This is a genomic window from Xanthomonas sacchari (assembly GCF_024266585.1).
Lineage (GTDB): Bacteria > Pseudomonadota > Gammaproteobacteria > Xanthomonadales > Xanthomonadaceae > Xanthomonas_A > Xanthomonas_A sacchari_C.
The window spans coordinates 3,069,424-3,085,883 of record NZ_CP100647.1; the positions used below are offsets into that span (position 1 = coordinate 3,069,424).

Consider the following 16,460-nt stretch of genomic DNA (forward strand, 5'->3'; position numbering starts at 1 on the left):
ATGATCCAATCTGCCGAGTTCCACTTCGAGGGCGGCCGCAACGGCGTGCTGCTGATCCATGGCCTGACCGGCACGCCCAGCGAGATGCGCCTGCTCGGCAAGAGCCTGAACCGCGAAGGCTTCAGCGTCTACGGCGTGCAACTGGCCGGCCACTGCGGCGACGAGGACGACCTGCTGGCCACCGGCTGGCGCGACTGGTACGCCAGCGTCGAGGCCGCCGCGGCCCGGATCCGGCCCCAGGTCGACCGGCTGTTCGTGGCCGGGCTGTCGATGGGCGCACTGCTGGCGCTGCGCCTGGCGCAGGAGCGTCCGCAGTGGGTGGACGGGGTCGGCGTGCTCGGCGCCACCTTCCGCTACGACGGCTGGAACATCCCCAAGCGCGCGCGGCTGGCGTTCCTGCTGCCCTGGTTCAAGCGCCTGGGCATCGGCAAGCGCCGCATGTTCCTGGAAGAGCCGCCGTACGGCCTGCGCGACGAGCGCATCCGCGCCCAGGTCAGCAGCGCCATGCTCGGCGGCGACAGCAGCGCCGCCGGCCTGCCCGGCAACCCCTGGCATGCTCTGGCCGAGATGTACCTGCTCTCGCGCGACGTGCGCCGCAACCTGCCCAAGGTGGTCGCGCCGTGCCTGGTCGCGCACGCGACCGAGGACGACATCGCCGACCTGCGCAACGCGCGGCTGGTGATCGCCAACGTCTCCGGGCCGACCGAACTGCTGCTGCTGCACGACAGCTACCACATGATCACCCTGGACCGCGAACGGCGCGTGCTCGGCGCGCGCCTGGCGCGGTTCTTCGCCGCCCTGTCCGCGCCGCAGCAGGCCGCCGCCTGATGGCGATGACCGGCCCGGTGGTGGCGATCTGGCTGGCGACGGTGGCGCTGGACACCGCCGGCCAACTCGCCTTCAAGTACGTCGCCAGCCACCCGCAGGGCAGCGGCATGGCACGCTGGCGGAACATGGCCGCGCAGCCGCAGCTGTGGCTGGGCGTGGGCTGCTACGTGTTCGAGTTCCTGGCCTGGACCGCGTTCCTGTCGCTGGTGCCGCTGGGCCGCGGCGTGCTGCTGGGCTCGATCAACATCGTGGCGATCATGCTGGCCGGGCGCTGGCTGTTCGGCGAACGCCTCGGGCGCATGCAGGTGGCCGGCATCTGCCTGGTCAGCGCCGGCGTGGCGGTGGTGGGGTTGGGCTCGTGAGCCGGCCGCCGCTGCATCGCTACGCGGTGGGTTTCGCCCTACTGCTGAGCTTCGACACCCTGGCCCAGATCGGCTTCAAGCTGGCCGGCACCCATGCGTTCCCGCCGCAGGCCGAACTGGCCTGGGTGCTGCGCCTGTTGGGCAGCCCATGGCTGTACGCCGCGCTGCTGGGCTACGTCGGCGCGTTCTTCACCTGGATGAAGCTGCTCGAGCACGCGCCGATCGGCCCGGCCTTCGCCGCCTCGCACCTGGAAGTGGTCAGCGTGATGCTGCTGTCGGCCTGGTGGTTCAACGAACACATCGGCCTGCTGCAGGCGCTGGGCGCGGCGTTGATCGTCGGCGGCATCGTCTGCCTGGCGATCGGCGAACGCGCGGACCCTGCCGATGCGCATTGAGATCCCGCCGACCGCCGGCCTGCCGCTGCAGTGGCGCGACCTGTGGCCAGGCCGCCCGCGCACGCGCCTGGCCAGCGCGCTCGGCCTGCCGCAGGCGCTGCTGACCTGCTCGGGCACCGCCGCGCTGATCGTGGCCCTGCGCACCCTGGCCGCGGCCAGCCGACGCCGGCAGGTGCTGGTCTCGGCCTACACCTGCCCGCTGGTGGCGCTGGCGGTGGCGCACTGCGGCCTGCAACTGGTGCTGTGCGATCTGCTGCCCGGCTCGCTGGACCTGGACCCGGCGCAGCTGGCGCAACGCTGCGGCAGCGACACCCTGGCGATCATCGCCACCCATCTGGGCGGACGCCTGACCGACCTGGCGCCGCTGCGCCGCGCCGCCGAGGGCTGCGGCGCGCTGCTGATCGAGGACGCGGCGCAGGCGCTGGGCGGCGTGCACGCCGACGGCCGCCCGGCCGGCCTGGGCGGAGATATCGGCTTCTGCAGCCTGGCCGCCGGCAAGGGCCTGACCCTCTACGAAGGCGGGCTGTTGATGTCGCGGCATGCGCCGCTGCAGCGCGACCTCGCCGACACCGCCGCGCGCCTGGGCCAGCGCGACTGGCGCTGGGAGTTGCGGCGCAGCCTCGAACTGCTCGGCTACGCCGCGCTGTACCGGCCGCAGCCGTTGCGCTGGGCCTACGGCCTGCCGGTGCGCCGCGCGCTGCGCCGCGGCGACCGCGTGGGCGCGGCCGGCGACCGCTTCGGCACCGCCATCGCCCAGCATGCCGTCGGCGCCTGGCGCGAAGGCGTAGGCGTGCGCGCCAGCGCGCGCTGGCCGGCGTTCCTGGCGCAGATCCGCGAACAGGGCCGGCGCCGCAGCGCGCGCCTGGCCGGCATCCCCGGCCTGAGCGTGATCGCCGACTCCCCCGGCGCCCAGGGCAGCTGGCCGATCCTGATGGTGCTGCTGCCCAATGCGGCCGCACGCGAAGCGGTGTTGGCCGCACTATGGCCGCGCGGGCTGGGCGTGGCGGTGCCGTTCGTGCATGCCCTGCCCGACTACGACTACCTGGACGGCATCGTCGCGCGCACGCCGATGCCCAACGCCAGCGACTTCGCCGCGCGCTGCCTGAGCATCAGCAACAGCCCCTGGCTGGACGAGGCACGCTTCGAGAGCATCGTGGCCACCCTGCAGGCGGCCTGCGCCGGGACGGTCGGGCCGGCGCCGCTGGACCTAGACCTGGTGCACGCCGCTGCGCCGAGCGCCTGACCCGCGACGGGGCGGCATTCGCCAGCACGCGCAACCGGTAACGACGGGAAGCGTCCTCTGTTGTAGGAGCGGCTTCAGCCGCGACAGACATGACCGGTAACGCCCGTCGCGGCTGAAGCCGCTCCCACGGCACGACCTGCGCTCTCGCTTGGTTGTCACAAAAGCAGCCCACCGGAGGTGTCCGGCAGTCCGCCTCCGCGATCCATGCGCCCCATCGAACGACCGTAGCGGCCATCGGCCGCAAGCGAACCGCGCGAGGCTTGCATCCCGGCGCCTGTCGCTGCCACGACGCCCAGGAGGCACCGCCTTGGCACCGGTCGGGTTAGCCGACGCTGGCCGCGTCCAATGCCGCCAGCAACCGCAGGTTCAAGGCGTGCTGCTGCGCCTGCCACGCCGCCAGATCCGCCGGCGACGGCTCCGGCTGCGCGTCCAGCGCCGCCAGCTTGCGCTTCCACCACTGCGGGTAATGGGCAAGCGAGACCTCGCCGGTGATGTCGCTGCCGCACACCTGTCCGCGCAGCGCGTCGATCGCCTGCAGCAGCTGCGGCACGCGCAGTTGGCCCTGGTCCCAGTTGGTGCGCACGTCCTGCGGATCCAGCACGTCCTTGTCCAGCGACAGGTAGGTCGGCATCGGCGTGCGTCGCAGGTGGTCGACGAAGGCGTCGCTCAGTTCGCTGACGCTGGCGAAGCCGCGTACCGCCCGGCCCAGGCCCAGCCGCCGCGCCCAGCCCACATCGACGCCGCTGCACCAGTAGCGCAGCTTGCCGCGGTACAGCGGCAACAGATGGTTCTCCCAGGCATGGCCGGAGCCGACGTCGCCGGAGGTGATGCCGGCCACCTCGACCTGCGCCACCTGCGGCAGCGCGGCGATGCGCCGCACCCACGAACCGCAGTGCACCCCGAACGGGAAGCGCATGTTGTCCGGATGGTTGTCGAACACCACCACCCGCAGCGGCGCCTGCGCGCGCTGCGCCAGGCGCACGATCAGCGGCAGGCTCAAGTGGTGGAAATCGCCGCTGCCCAACAGCACCGTGCCGTACTGCGCCGGCAGCGCCTGGTCGAGCGCGGCGCCGAAGCGGCGCAGCCGCGCCATCGAACAGGCGAAGCGCAGGCCGTCGCACCAGTCGCGCAGCGGCAGGCGCACGGCGTCGGGCACCGCACCCAGCGACGCGTCGAGATCGAGCAGGACCGGCGTGCGCATCTCAGTCCTCCTCGGCGGCATCGGCGGCCGGCCCGACGTCGTCGGATTCGAACAGCGGCCGCAGCCGCCGCAGCACGGCGCGCAGCAGCGGATTGCGCAGGTACACCGCATGCCAGGTGTAGGTGAAGCTGGCGCCGAGTTGCGCCTTCACTTCCGGATCGGTCCAGCCGGCGACATAGGCCGTCAGGCCATGGCGGCAGGCGTAGTCGAGGTTCTCGATCCAGCTCAGCGCGTACAGGTTGTGCTCGCGCGCATCCGGGTAGTGCAGGCCGATGTACTTGTCCAGCAGCCGGCCCTCATGCACGTAGCACAGGTTCCAGCCGATGATGCGGCCCTGGTGCCGGTACACGAACACCTGCCCGCCCGAGTCGGCGTCGGTCAGCAGCGCATCGAAGAAGGGCGCGGTAAGCAGGTCGAAATGGATCTCGCTCTGCGCATACACCTCCTGGTACAGCGCATAGCAGTGCGCGCGCAGCGCCGGATCGGCGAAGGCCGGGCCGGTCGGCAGCACCTCGATCTCCAGCTCGGCGCGCGAGCGCAGCTTGCGGCGGATGTTGCGCCGGCGCCCGCGCGAGAGCCGCGCCAGGTACTCGTCGGTGGAGGCGAAGTCGATCGGCACCCAGGCCAGCGCCTGCCCGCGCAGCAGCACGTAGCCAGTGCGCTCGCAGGCGTCCAGGAACGCCTGCGCCCAGGCGTTGTCGGTGGCATCGAGCAGCGGCGAGCGCTGCGGCACGTCCTTGACGATCATCAGCGCCCGGCGCCGGCCCAGTTGCGCGCGCCACTGCCGCGGCAACTGCGCCGGATCGGCCGCGCGCGGCAGCCAGGCGTATTCGCTGACGGTGCTGCCGACGAAGCTGGTGCGCGGCCGCAGCAGGCGCTGCCACAGGCGCTGCAGCGGCAGCCGCGCCACCCGCGCGCGCAGCGCCGGCTCGGCGGTGGTGAGCAGGTCGAAATCGGCCTCGAAGGCCGGCACCCCGTGCTCCAGGGGCTGGATCAGGAAGCCGGACGGTGGGTGCTGCAGGAACTGCCGCTGCAAGGCCTGCGGCTCGAGTTGGTTGACGAAAGGCATCTGCAAGATTGATCGTCTAGCGTGGAGAATGGATGCTGCGGCCCAGGCCGCAGCGTGCGATCCACCGGCGGCGGGTGCCGCACGGTGGCCCTTCATTTCGCGGAGCACTGCCATGACCCCGTCCATCGAGTCGCAAATCCACAGCATCGTCGCCAAGCATGGCGAGATCGACCCGGCGCGCCTGACCCCCGATGCCAAGCTGCAGGACCTGGGCGTGGATTCGCTCGAGGCCATCGAAATCCTGTTCGACATCGAAGAGCACTTCGACATCACCTTCCCGCAGCGCGACCCGAACCTGGACGACGGTTCGCTCGGCAAGCTGGTGCAGGCGGTCGAGGACGCCCTGGCGGCCAAGGCGGCGACCGGCGCGGCGCAACCGGCGCACTGACGCATCATGGGCGCCTCTCCGCACGCGCGGCGCGTCGTCATCACCGGCATGGGCGCGGTCAGCGCGCTCGGCCTCGGCGCCGAGGCGCTGTGGAGCGCGATGCGCGCCGGCCGCAGCGGCATCGCCGCCCTGCCCTCGCCCGATCCGCTCAGCACCCTGAAGATGCGCGTGGCCGCGACCCTGCCCGGGTTCGCGCCCGACGCCACGCAGACCGGCGGCATCGCCCCCGGCCAGCTCGACCGCATGACCCAGATGGCCCTGGTCGCCGCCGGCGAGGCGGTCGCCCAGTCCGGCCTGCGCGTGGATGCCGCACTCGGCGCGCGCTGCGCGGTGGTGGTCGGCACCGGCGTCGGCGCCGAACTCAGCCGCGACGAGCAATCGCGCCGGCTGTACCGCGACCAGGCCGAACGCCTGCATCCGCTGACCATCGTGCGCAGCATGGCCAACGCCCCGGCCAGCCAGATCAGCATCGCCTTCGGCCTGCGCGGCCCGGCCTTCGCCGTGTCCAGCGCCTGCGCCTCGGCCAACCACGCCCTCGCCCAGGCCGCGCTGATGGTCCGCCACGGCCTGGCCGACGTGGCCATCGCCGGCGGCAGCGAAGCCTGCCTGAGCCTGCCGCTGATCCGCGCCTGGGAAGCGATGCGGGTGGTCAGCGACGACACCTGCCGGCCGTTCTGCGCGCAGCGCAGCGGCCTGGTGCTGGGCGAAGGCGCCGGGATGTTCGTCCTGGAAACCGCCGAGCACGCGGCCGCCCGCGGCGCGCGGCCGCTGGCGGAACTGGCGGGGTTCGGCATGAGTTCCGATGCCGGCGACATCGTCGCGCCCAGCGTCGACGGCGCTGCCACGGCGATGCGTTTGGCCCTGCAGGATGCCGGCCTGGCCCCGGAACAGATCGACTACATCAACGCCCACGGCACCGGCACGCAGGCCAACGACCGCTGCGAGACCCAGGCGCTGCGCCAGGTGTTCGGCGCGCACGCCCAGGCGCTGGCGGTCAGCTCGACCAAGGCGGTGCACGGCCACGCGCTCGGCGCGGCCGGCGCGCTGGAACTGGTGGCGGCGCTCGGCGCGCTGCGCGAGCAGTTGGTCCCGCCCACGGCCAACTTCCTCGATGCCGATCCGGAATGCGATCTGGACTACGTGCCCAATCAGGCGCGCGCCCGCAAGGTGCAGGCGGTGCTGAGCAATTCCTTCGCCTTCGGCGGACTCAATGCGGTGATCGCGCTGCGCGCGGCGGGCTGACGCGCCCGCCGCCGCGGCGAACGGCGGGAGGCAACGCGAACCGCGCGCGTCGTCTCCCGCCCGGCTCATGCGACCTGCTTGGCGCGGGTCAGCAACTGGTCCAGCAAGGACAGGCCCAGGTCGATCTCTTCATGGCTGATGTGCAGCGACGGCGCCAGGGTGATCACGTTCTTGTAGTAACCGCCCACGTCCAGGATCAGGCCGATGCGCTTGCCGTTGTGGCGCAACTCGCCTTCCAGGCCCATGTCGACCATGGTGTCGAGCAGCTTGCGGTTCGGCGTGAAGCCGTCCGCCTGGCAGATTTCCGCGCGCAGGGCCAGGCCCAGGCCGTCGACGTCGCCGATTTCCGGATGGCGCTTCTGCAGATCGCGCAGGCCGTCCAGGAAGTGCGCGCCCTTGGCCATCACCATGGACTCGTAGTCGGTCTCGGCCAGCATGCGCATGGTCTCCAGGCCGACCGCGGTGCCCAGCGGATTGGAGGCGAAGGTGGAGTGGGTCGAACCCGGCGGGAACACGGTCGGGTTGATCAGTTCCTCGCGCGCCCAGATGCCGGCCAGCGGATTGAGGCCGTTGGTCAGCGCCTTGCCGAACACCAGCACGTCCGGGGTCACGCCGAAATGCTCGATCGCCCACAGCTTGCCGGTGCGGAAGAAGCCCATCTGGATTTCGTCGACCACCAGCAGGATGCCGTACTTGTCCAGCACCCGCTTCAGACCGGTGAAGAAGTTCGGCGGCGGGATCACGTAGCCGCCGGTGCCCTGGATCGGCTCGACGTAGAACGCCGCGTACTCGCACTGCCCGGCCTTGGGATCCCACACGCCGTTGTACTCGGTCTCGAACAGGCGCTCGAACTTGGCCACGCACTGCTCGCCGTACTCTTCCTTGGACATGCCCTTGGGGCCGCGGAAGTGGTACGGGAATTCGATGAACTGGGCGCGGTCGAAATGGCCGAAGCGTCGGCGGTAGCGGTACGACGAGGTGATCGCCGAGGCGCCGAGGGTGCGGCCGTGGTAGCCGCCTTCGAAGGCGAACACCAGGCTCTTGCCGGCGCTGGCGTTGCGCACCAGCTTCAGCGAGTCTTCCACCGACTGCGCGCCGCCGACGTTGAAGTGCACGCGGCCCTTGCGGCCCCACTTGCGCTCGGCGTCGACCGCGATGGTCTTGGCCAGCTCGATCTTGGTCGGGTGCAGGTACTGGCTGGCGACCTGCGGCAGGGTCTCGATCTGGCGGGTCAGCGCCTGGTTCAGGCGCGGATTGGCGTAGCCGAAGTTGACCGCCGAGTACCACATCTGCAGGTCCAGGTACGGCACCTCTTCGGTGTCGTACAGGTAGCTGCCGTCGCAACGGCCGAAGATGCGCGGCGGCTCGCTGTAGTGCACGGTGTCGCCGTAGGAGCAGTACTGGGACTCGTCGGCCAGCATCTGCGCATCGCTCAGCGCGCGCTGGTGGTCGGCACCGGTGCGCAGCAGCGCCTCCGGATCGGGCGCGGCATCGCCATGCAGCGGTGCGAGCGAGGAAAGCGAAACATTCCGGTTCATCGGGATCAGGCTCGTTGGGTGACGGGAAGCGGGAAGGACACGGCGGCCGTGGCCGGCACGGCCAGGTCGGGCAGCAGGGCGATGGCGTCGTCGAAACCGGTGATCGCGCAATGGGCGATCCCGTTGGCGCGGCAATGGCGCAGCAGACCGTCCTTGGCGAACACCAGGTCGGCCTTGCCGGCCAGGCAGAAATCGGAGCGGCCGTCGCCGATCAGCAAGGTCGCGCGCTCGGGCGGCTGCTGCGCCATGACCGCGCACTTGCAGGTGCCGCTGGGGCAGTCCGGCCGCGCATGCGGCGAGGCCATGCGCCACTGCCCGGCGTCGGTGCGCAGCAGGCGGTTGGCGATGATCGGCAGATGGTGCAGGCCGTGGCGGGCCAGGATCCGGGCGATGCCGTAGTCCAGGCCGTCGCTGACGATGCTCAGCGGGATGCCCAGGCGCTCGGCCTGCGCCACGAAGCGCACGAAGGCCGGATCGATCCGCACCGCATCCAGCACCCGGTGCAGCGCATCGACGTCGCCGTCGAGCAGCGCGACCTGCTTGCTCATGCACTCGCGGGCGCCGATCCGACCGGCGACCCAGTCGTCCTCCAGCGCCTGCCAACCGGGGCGCCCGAGGTGCTCGAGCAGGCTGTCGGTCACGTCCTGCAGGGACACGGTACCGTCAAAATCGCAAAGAATGTTCCATTGGGCGCGCAAGGTGGCTCTCCGGCTGATGGGGGCAGAGCCTAGGCACGCTGTCTTTCGCACTCCTTTCGGCCAGGTGAAAGAAAGCGGAGCGTTCACGTTGGGCGTGGTAGGCCGGCGCATACCCGGCACTGGCGCGTGGCAGCGGTAGCCCGGGATCAGGACGCGAAGACGCTCGCGTCCGCCCCCTGGGAGCGGCCTTCATTTCAGAGCATGCCGCGGCGCAGTTGCGCGTGTTTACGGCAAGGAAGCTCGCAAACGTGGACATCCGTCCAGGACGGAGCGACGCCGTGCCCGCCCGGGCACGCCATTCCCCATCGGGACATAAACGACCTCCCTTCCACCGCCGAAGGCGCCTCACCGCGTGCGGCAGGGCGGCCCATGTCTGTCAGGGAAGCAAGCAGCAACGCCGGGCCCGGCTCCATTGCGCCTTGGCGCCAGCACCGCATCCGCATGCGGCGACGGATGCGCCCCCGGGCACAGCTTCAAGAAGCGCCACACCGCCGGCGTCGACCGGCCGGTATGGCGGGCCGACCGGTGGCTTGCACACGGCGCAGCGGTCGAGATCCGCCGCTGGGGCGATCGCCCTCCCCTCAGCGATTGACGTCCACCACCAAGCGTCCGCGCACCTTGCCGTCGAGCAGATCGCGTGCCGCGCCGATGGCCTCACCCAGGCCGATGTCGCGGGTGATGGCGTCGAGCTGTGACAGGTCCAGATCCTTCGCCAGCCGCGACCATGCCTCGATGCGCTCGTGCCTGGGACGGGTGACGCTGTTGATCCCGAGCAGGCTGACCCCGCGCAGGATAAAGGGCGCGACGGTGGCGGGAAATTCCATGCCCTGCGCCAGACCGCATGCCGCCACTGCGCCATCGGCGCGCGTACCGGCGCATACGTTGGCCAGGGTGTGGCTTCCGACCGAATCGATCGCTGCGGCCCAGCGCTCGGCCTGCAACGGCTTGCCTGGGTGCGACAGCGTCGCGCGGTCGACGATCTCCTGCGCGCCAAGCGCCTTCAGATACTCCGCTTCCTGCGGACGGCCGGTGGAGGCGATCACACGGTAACCGCGGCGCGCCAGCAGGGAAATGGCGAAGCTGCCGACGCCGCCGTTGGCGCCGGTGACCAGCACCTCGCCATGCTCGGGACGCAGGCCGTGGCGCTCCAATGCGAGCAGGCACAGCATGGCCGTGTAGCCGGCCGTCCCGATCGCCATCGCCTGGCGGGCACTCAGTGCCTGCGGCAAGGGAATCAACCAATCGCCGTCCACGCGTGCGCGCTGGGCCAGGCCGCCCCAGTGCTTCTCGCCCACGCCCCAGCCGTTGAGCAGCACCGCATCGCCGGCGCGGTAGGCCGGATCGTCGCTGTGCAGCACGGTGCCGGCCAGGTCGATGCCCGGCACCATCGGGAAGCGGCGCACGACGCCGCCCCCTTGGCCGGTGATGGCCAATGCATCCTTGAAGTTGAGCGTGCTGTACGCGACCTCGACGGTGACCGCACCCGGCGGCAGGGCCGCTTCATCCAGCGGCTGCAGTGCGGCGCGATAGCCGGCATCGTCCTTGTCGATGAGGATGGCGTTGAACATGAGCACTCCTTGATGAAAGAGGAAGAAGGCCGATCTAACGCGGCAGGCAGGCGAAGTAGCCCTGTGCGAATACCTGCATCGGCGCGACGCTGCACGCCAGCCGTGCACGCAGCACCGCGCCCTCCCAGCCGATCCAGAAATACGCGGCAAGGGCATCGGCGTCGGCATGCGCGGCCAGCACGCCCTCCGCCTGCGCCGAACGCAGACAGTCGGCCACCCGCTGCTGCCAGCCCAGCAGCACGGCATCCAGACGCGCGCGGAAGTCGCCGGGCAGCGTCGTCACTTCCTGAGCGAGGTTGCCGACCAGGCAGCCACGCTGGAACTCGAAGCGTTCCATGCCCTCCTGGGCGTCCTCGACGAAGCTTTGCAGACGCTGCAAGGCAGGCACCTCGTCGGCTTGCAGATGACGATCGAGCTTGCGCAGGAAATAGGCGTCGTACGCCTCGAGCACCGCTAGGCCGAACGCGTTCTTGCTGCTGAAGTAGTGATAGAACGATCCCTTCGGCACCTTGACGCGGGACAGCACGGCGTCGATCCCGGTGGCTGCATAACCCTGGCTGGTCAGCACTTCCATACCGGCGCGCAACAGCAGGTCGCGCGTGTCCTGCAGCGCGCGTTCCGACCGTGGCGGCCGCCCGCGGCGAGGCTGCACTGACGCGACTGGAAGCTCCATGCCCGGATATTAGACCGACCGTCTCAATAAATACAGGGCCAAGGGTACGCTGACGTACCGGTCGGGGATGCCAGTGCGCAGCACATAACGATTCCGCCGAGTGCGCTTTGCTCGTCTACGCACGGCCTGCCGCGCTTGGGCGAAGGCGGCACTGCGGGATCAAGGGTTGGATGCGCTTGCATGGCGCTGTGCCGATGTCTTCACGGCGAGCCATCGCCGCACAGGGGCGGCTCAACAGACGTGTTCAAACAGCTTTTTTAGCCGCTCTTAGTGGGCTGCACAAAGACCGCACAGTAGCGAAGGCGATCGGAGCCGCCTGAGCACTCAAACTCTTACGCACCGATGGTGCCCGGAGCCGGAATCGAACCGGCATGGGGTCGCCCCCGGCGGATTTTAAGTCCGATGCGTCTACCAGTTTCGCCATCCGGGCTTGCTGGGGCGTAGCGTGCCTGATCGCGCGGCGCTTGTGAACTGCGGGGCGATACCGATCCGCCACGCTGCGCGACTAGGGACATGGCCTGTCGACATCGCCCCCTCACAACTCCACCGGAAAGTCCCCAGCGCCGCCACGGCGGCACCGGGGATGCCACCGGCAAGGGAACCCGCGGCGCTCAGATCGCGCGCGAATAGCGCGCCGGCTGGTCGGGCTGGCGCAGGTAGCGGTCGAAGCACATGGCGATCAACCGCAGCAGCGGGCGACCACGGGCGGTGGCCTGGACCACGCCGTCGCGGTAGTCGGCCAGGCCGTCCGCGCACAGCGGCGCCAGCGCGCGCAGTTCCTCGCGGAAGTAGCTGGCGAAGTCGATGCCGTGGCGCCGCGCCAGCGCTGCCACGTCCACCCGCACCTGGCACATCAGTTGCTGGATCAGCTCGGCGCGCACGGCGTCGTCGGCGCTGAGGTGCAGGCCGCGCAGTACCGGGCTGTCGCCGGCATCCACCGCCGCTTCCCAGGCAGGCAGGTCGCGCTGGTTCTGGCTGTAGCTGGCGCCGATACGGCTGATCGCGCTGACGCCCAGGCCGAGCAGGTCGGTGTCGGCGTGGGTGGTGTAGCCCATGAAGTTGCGGTGCAGGCCGCCCTGCCGCTGCGCGCGCGCCAGGTCGTCCTGCGGCAGCGCGAAGTGGTCCATGCCGATGTACCGGTAACCGGCCGCCGACAGCCTGCGCACCGCCAGGCCGAGCAGCGCCAGCTTCTGTTCGGCGTCGGGCAGGTCGGCCTCGGCGATGCGCCGCTGCGCCTTGAACAGCTGCGGCATGTGCGCGTAGCCGTAGACCGCCAGGCGGTCCGGGCGCGCCGCGATCACCGTCTCCAGGGTCTGCGCGAACCCGGTCGGGGTCTGCCGCGGCAGGCCGTAGATCAGGTCCACGTTGACCGAGCGCAGGCCGTGCACGCGGCAGGCGCGCAGGATGTCCAGGGTCTCGTGCACGCCCTGGCGGCGGTTGATCGCCTGCTGCACCAGCGGGTCGAAGTCCTGGATGCCGAGGCTGGCGCGGTTGAAGCCCAGGGCGGCCAGCGCGGCGATGTCCTGCGGCGTCACCGTGCGCGGGTCCAGTTCGATGGACATCTCGCGGTCCGGCGCCTGGCTGAAGCGGAACAGGCCGCGCAGGCCCTGCACCAGTTCGCCCAACAGCTCCGGCGCGAGGAAGTTGGGCGTACCGCCGCCCAGGTGCAGTTGCACGACCTCGCGCTCGCCTTCGAAACAGGCGGCCATCATCGCCGCCTCGCGCAGCAGCCGCTGCACGTAGGCGTGGCCGCGCTGCGGGTCGCGGGTAATGACCCGGTGACAGCCACAGTAGAAGCACGGATTTCGGCAGAACGGCACGTGCACGTACAGCGACAGCGGCCGCCGCGGATCGCTGGCCTGCACCGCGGCGAACAATTGCGCCGGGCCGAAGCCGGTCTGGAAATGCGGCGCGGTCGGGTACGAGGTGTAGCGCGGGCCGGGACGGTCGTAGCGGCGCAGCAGGTCGGCGTCGAAGGTCCAGGCGGCGGAGGGATCGGGCGCGGAGAGGAGGTCCATGCGCCGAGCATGCGCGGCACCCGGCGCGGCCGCCTTGACCTGGATCAATCCGCGCACCCGGCCGACGGCAGCGGCGACACCGGCTCGAACGGCCGCCAGCGCATCTGGTGGCGGCGCCAGAAGGTCTCGGCGATGCGCTGGGCGATAGCGTCGGCCAACAGCCGCATCGGCGCGTTCGGCAGCTCGGCGGTGGTGGCGCGGAACAGGCCCAGCCAGCGCTGGAACAGCAGTACGCTGAGTTCGCGCATGGCCATGTGCCGTGGCATCGGCGCACCGCGGAAACGTCGCGTCCCGCGCAGCATCGCCGACCAGAAATCGCACAGTTGCTGCTGGTGCGCATCCCAGTCCTCGATGTGCGCGGCGAACACCGCCGACAGATCCGCATCGGCGCGCACGCGGCGGTAGAACGCCTCCACCAAGGCCCGCACCTCGGCCTCGCTGCACAGGTCCGGCCCCGGCAAGGGCATCCCCACGATCTCGTCCTGCATGCTGCGCTCCGCGTCGCTCGACCCCACCAGTCTCCATGCCGGCGCGGCGGCGGCCTTGATCAGGATCAATGTCGGCGCGGCCCGCGCTGCCTAGTCTGCGGCTGCGGCATGCGCCGACGCCGGTGTCGACGGGGGATCGGCGGCCAGGCGGCTGGCAGGCGCGGCGACGTGTGTGGCGCTTGTGGCGCTGCTGCCCCCTTGGCGCATGCCGCATCCCTCTTTCGCGATGGAACCCACCGTCATGGCCTCTCCCGACGATCCGCTGCTGGACCCGCTCGATCCCGGCACGCCGCGCCCCCTGGTGCAGCGGCTGGGGGTGATCCTGTGGCCGAGCTTCCTCGTCGCCGGAGCGATGAGCGTGCTGTTCTTCGCCCTGGTCGATCCGCTGGCGCTGCGCGACATCACCTTCCCCGGCCGCCAGCTGAGCCGCGAGCTGGGCTACACGGTGGGCTTCTTCATGTTCTGGCTGACGACCCTGGCTTCTAGCCTGCTGACCGGCTTCCTGCTGCGCCCGGCGCCGCACGACGGCGACGCCACACCACTGTCCTGAGCACCATGCGCCTGCCCCGCCCGATCCCCCTGCGCCTGATCACCGGTCCTGCCGCGGAGGCGAGCCCGGCACCGCCGCAGCGCTACACGCAAGTGCGGCGTGTCGTGCTGTGGCTGCTGTTCGCCGCCTTCTACCTGCTGCCGTGGCTGCGCTGGCAGGGCCGGCAGGCCCTGCTGCTGGATCTGCCGGCGCGGCGCTTCGACCTGTTCGGCCGGACCCTGTGGCCGCACGACGTCGGCTGGCTGCTGCTGGCGCTGGCCGCCGCCGCCGCGATCCTGGCGCTGCTGACCACCCTGACCGGGCGCCTGTGGTGCGGCCTGGCCTGCCCACAGACGGTGTGGAGCCATGCCTTCGCCTGGATCGAGCGTCGCTTCGCCGACTGGCCCGCCGCGGCGCGGCATCTGTTGTGGGCAACGGTGGCGCTGTGGACCGGAGTCAGCTTCGTCGGCTACTTCGTGCCGATCGCCGACCTGGTCGCGCGCCTGCATCCGTTCGCCTGGAGCGGCTGGGAGACGTTCTGGGTGCTGTTCTACGCACTGGCCACCTGGGGCAATGCCGGCTTCCTGCGCAACCAGGCCTGCCGCTACTTCTGCCCCTACGCGCGCCTGCAACCGCTGCTGTGCGACCGCGACACGCCGCTGGTCGGCTACGACGCGATGCGCGGCGAACCGCGCGGCGCCCGCGCATGCGGCCTGGGCAGCGTCGCCCAGCGCCGGCGGCGCCTGCTCGACCCCGTCACCGCCCGCGACTATGCCCTGCGCGCCAGCATCGCCCAGCTCGCCGGCCAGGGCGGCAGCCGCGGTGAGGCCCTGGCCGCGTATGCGGGCACCCTGCCCAAGTTCAGTGCCGAGCAACTCGGCGACTGCGTGGCCTGCGACGCCTGCCTGCAGGCCTGCCCGGCCGGCATCGATCCGCGCAACGGCGCGCACTACGCCTGCACCGCCTGCGGCGCCTGCATCGACGCCTGCGACCGCAGCATGGATCGCCATGGGTTCGCACGCGGTCTGCTGCGCCGGGCCGGCGCCAATGCCATCGACCGCCAGCCACGGCGCGGTTGGCGGCGGCCGCGGCTGCTGGGCGGCGCGGCGATGCTGCTGGCGGCGCTGCTGGCGTGGTGGTGGCTGGCGGCGTGAGCCGGCGCCGCTGCGGCTTTGCACACGCCGAGAGGCGGCCCCCACCTGCCAGGACCGGCAGCGGACATGTTTTTGCAAAGAAGGGCTAGCGCGCCCCTGGGCAGGCGTGTAGAATGCCGCCTCCCAAGCGGGAATAGCTCAGTTGGTAGAGCGCAACCTTGCCAAGGTTGAGGTCGCGAGTTCGAGTCTCGTTTCCCGCTCCAAATCGCTTCATTCGCATCGTGCGTTGCGAATGGAAATCCAAAAAAGGAGCTTTGGCTCCTTTTTTCGTTTCCGCGACCGACGCATCGACCAGCGACAGCCCGACAGCGACAACGACCGAGCGCGCACCGTGGCGACACTCTACTTTGGCGGATTCTCCAGTTCCTTGCTTTTTAGCCAGTAAGGTCGCCAGCGACAGGAAATGCGCGGCGAGGATGCGGGCCATCTCCTGAGTGTCGGCCCGCGCGCGCAGCGTCAGACACGCACAGCCGTAGCCGGCGCTGCCGCTGCCGGTCGCCACCCGGCGCACGGCGGGAAAGGCATCAGGATCGAATGGCGAAGCCACTGCCTGGGCGAAGCAGATCGTGCCGGCAACGGCACCGAACGCAAGGCGAGCAAGCGCGCCGGCCTGACCTACGTGGCCGCGAACGACTGGGCGCCACCCCTGAGCTACAGCAAATCCCTCGAGCCAACCGCGACGACCCGGACGCCGCGCGCACCGAGGTCCACGCGTTTACCCTGTTCGACGCGCTGCTCCGCGACCGTTGGAGCCCGGCCTCGAACCCGCGCAATCTCGCCGACAAGATCTACCTCAGCAACTGCGACGCCGACGACAACTGCCACTACGGCAAGCAGCGACGCGTGACCGCGACAGCCACGCAACACTGGCGAAGGCGTACTGGCGCGCATGTCGCTACCAATCGCACCGAGCCAATCGCGAATTCACCACGACCAGCAAGAGGACGACCGACATAACAGTCTGGAGCACAGGCTTGCCAAGCCAGGGTGCTTAGTACACAATGCAGTCCGTTGTGCGCTGGACTGATTCAAAACATCTTTTGAATCAACACGTTGGATTATTGCT

General features: G+C 70.4%; 16 protein-coding genes and 2 tRNA genes. 9 read left to right on the forward strand and 9 right to left on the reverse strand.

Annotated elements, in window-relative coordinates:
- Genes NKJ47_RS12765 through NKJ47_RS12780 form a run of 4 tightly spaced genes read left to right on the forward strand, consistent with a single transcriptional unit; the run spans position 1 to position 2,828 of the window.
- Positions 1 to 828: an alpha/beta hydrolase gene (locus NKJ47_RS12765; protein ID WP_254458252.1), complete on the forward strand. Its 828-nt coding sequence runs from the start codon at positions 1 to 3 to the stop codon at positions 826 to 828.
- Complete coding sequence (locus NKJ47_RS12770) at positions 828 to 1,190, forward strand: EamA family transporter (protein ID WP_254458253.1); 363 nt, start codon at positions 828 to 830, stop codon at positions 1,188 to 1,190. The genes NKJ47_RS12765 and NKJ47_RS12770 overlap by 1 nt, the downstream gene beginning before the upstream one ends.
- Positions 1,187 to 1,585, forward strand: a complete 399-nt coding sequence (locus NKJ47_RS12775) for a DMT family transporter (RefSeq protein ID WP_152181106.1) — start codon at positions 1,187 to 1,189, stop codon at positions 1,583 to 1,585. Before NKJ47_RS12770 ends, NKJ47_RS12775 begins: the two co-directional genes overlap by 4 nt.
- A complete protein-coding gene (locus NKJ47_RS12780; RefSeq protein ID WP_254458254.1) occupies positions 1,575 to 2,828 on the forward strand; it encodes a DegT/DnrJ/EryC1/StrS family aminotransferase in 1,254 nt (417 codons plus the stop codon). The genes NKJ47_RS12775 and NKJ47_RS12780 overlap by 11 nt, the downstream gene beginning before the upstream one ends.
- Positions 2,829 to 3,150: 322 nt before the next feature.
- On the opposite strand, the gene NKJ47_RS12785 is transcribed toward NKJ47_RS12780, so the two are convergent.
- A complete protein-coding gene (locus NKJ47_RS12785) occupies positions 3,151 to 4,029 on the reverse strand; it encodes an arginase family protein (RefSeq protein WP_254458255.1) in 879 nt (292 codons plus the stop codon).
- A gap of 1 nt (position 4,030) precedes the next feature.
- Positions 4,031 to 5,098 (reverse strand): GNAT family N-acetyltransferase, encoded by a 1,068-nt coding sequence (locus tag NKJ47_RS12790; RefSeq protein ID WP_254458256.1) that lies wholly within the window; start codon positions 5,096 to 5,098, stop codon positions 4,031 to 4,033.
- A gap of 112 nt (positions 5,099 to 5,210) precedes the next feature.
- Between NKJ47_RS12790 and NKJ47_RS12795 the strand changes: the two genes are divergently transcribed.
- Both NKJ47_RS12795 and NKJ47_RS12800 read left to right on the forward strand, forming a co-directional pair.
- A complete protein-coding gene (locus NKJ47_RS12795; RefSeq protein WP_254458257.1) occupies positions 5,211 to 5,486 on the forward strand; it encodes an acyl carrier protein in 276 nt (91 codons plus the stop codon).
- A gap of 6 nt (positions 5,487 to 5,492) precedes the next feature.
- Positions 5,493 to 6,728 (forward strand): beta-ketoacyl-[acyl-carrier-protein] synthase family protein, encoded by a 1,236-nt coding sequence (locus NKJ47_RS12800; RefSeq protein WP_254458258.1) that lies wholly within the window; start codon positions 5,493 to 5,495, stop codon positions 6,726 to 6,728.
- Positions 6,729 to 6,793: 65 nt separating this feature from the next.
- On the opposite strand, the gene NKJ47_RS12805 is transcribed toward NKJ47_RS12800, so the two are convergent.
- From NKJ47_RS12805 to NKJ47_RS12835, 7 genes are all read right to left on the reverse strand, one after another.
- Positions 6,794 to 8,149 (reverse strand): aminotransferase class III-fold pyridoxal phosphate-dependent enzyme, encoded by a 1,356-nt coding sequence (locus tag NKJ47_RS12805; protein WP_202407002.1) that lies wholly within the window; start codon positions 8,147 to 8,149, stop codon positions 6,794 to 6,796.
- Between the two features lie 122 nt (positions 8,150 to 8,271).
- Positions 8,272 to 8,964, reverse strand: coding sequence for an MtnX-like HAD-IB family phosphatase (locus tag NKJ47_RS12810; RefSeq protein WP_254458259.1), 693 nt, complete (start codon positions 8,962 to 8,964; stop codon positions 8,272 to 8,274).
- 581 nt (positions 8,965 to 9,545) lie between these two features.
- The gene (locus NKJ47_RS12815; protein ID WP_254458260.1) at positions 9,546 to 10,532 is read right to left on the reverse strand and encodes an MDR family oxidoreductase; all 987 of its coding nucleotides are present in this window, start codon (positions 10,530 to 10,532) and stop codon (positions 9,546 to 9,548) included.
- Between the two features lie 34 nt (positions 10,533 to 10,566).
- Positions 10,567 to 11,184: a TetR family transcriptional regulator C-terminal domain-containing protein gene (locus tag NKJ47_RS12820; protein ID WP_429002418.1), complete on the reverse strand. Its 618-nt coding sequence runs from the start codon at positions 11,182 to 11,184 to the stop codon at positions 10,567 to 10,569.
- A 364-nt stretch (positions 11,185 to 11,548) separates the two neighbouring features.
- Positions 11,549 to 11,635, reverse strand: a tRNA-Leu gene (locus NKJ47_RS12825).
- Between the two features lie 181 nt (positions 11,636 to 11,816).
- Complete coding sequence (gene hemN / locus NKJ47_RS12830; protein ID WP_254458262.1) at positions 11,817 to 13,223, reverse strand: oxygen-independent coproporphyrinogen III oxidase; 1,407 nt, start codon at positions 13,221 to 13,223, stop codon at positions 11,817 to 11,819.
- 44 nt (positions 13,224 to 13,267) lie between these two features.
- On the reverse strand, positions 13,268 to 13,711 hold the full coding sequence (locus NKJ47_RS12835; RefSeq protein ID WP_254458263.1) for a group III truncated hemoglobin: 444 nt from the start codon (positions 13,709 to 13,711) through the stop codon (positions 13,268 to 13,270).
- Between the two features lie 241 nt (positions 13,712 to 13,952).
- Between NKJ47_RS12835 and NKJ47_RS12840 the strand changes: the two genes are divergently transcribed.
- From NKJ47_RS12840 to NKJ47_RS12850, 3 genes are all read left to right on the forward strand, one after another.
- Positions 13,953 to 14,261 carry a hypothetical protein gene (locus tag NKJ47_RS12840; RefSeq protein WP_254458264.1) on the forward strand — a complete coding sequence of 103 codons (309 nt, stop codon included), beginning with the start codon at positions 13,953 to 13,955 and terminating at the stop codon, positions 14,259 to 14,261.
- 11 nt (positions 14,262 to 14,272) lie between these two features.
- Positions 14,273 to 15,394 (forward strand): 4Fe-4S dicluster domain-containing protein, encoded by a 1,122-nt coding sequence (locus NKJ47_RS12845; RefSeq protein ID WP_429002536.1) that lies wholly within the window; start codon positions 14,273 to 14,275, stop codon positions 15,392 to 15,394.
- Positions 15,395 to 15,521: 127 nt separating this feature from the next.
- Positions 15,522 to 15,597: transfer RNA gene (locus tag NKJ47_RS12850), tRNA-Gly, on the forward strand.
- Positions 15,598 to 16,460 lie beyond the last annotated feature (863 nt).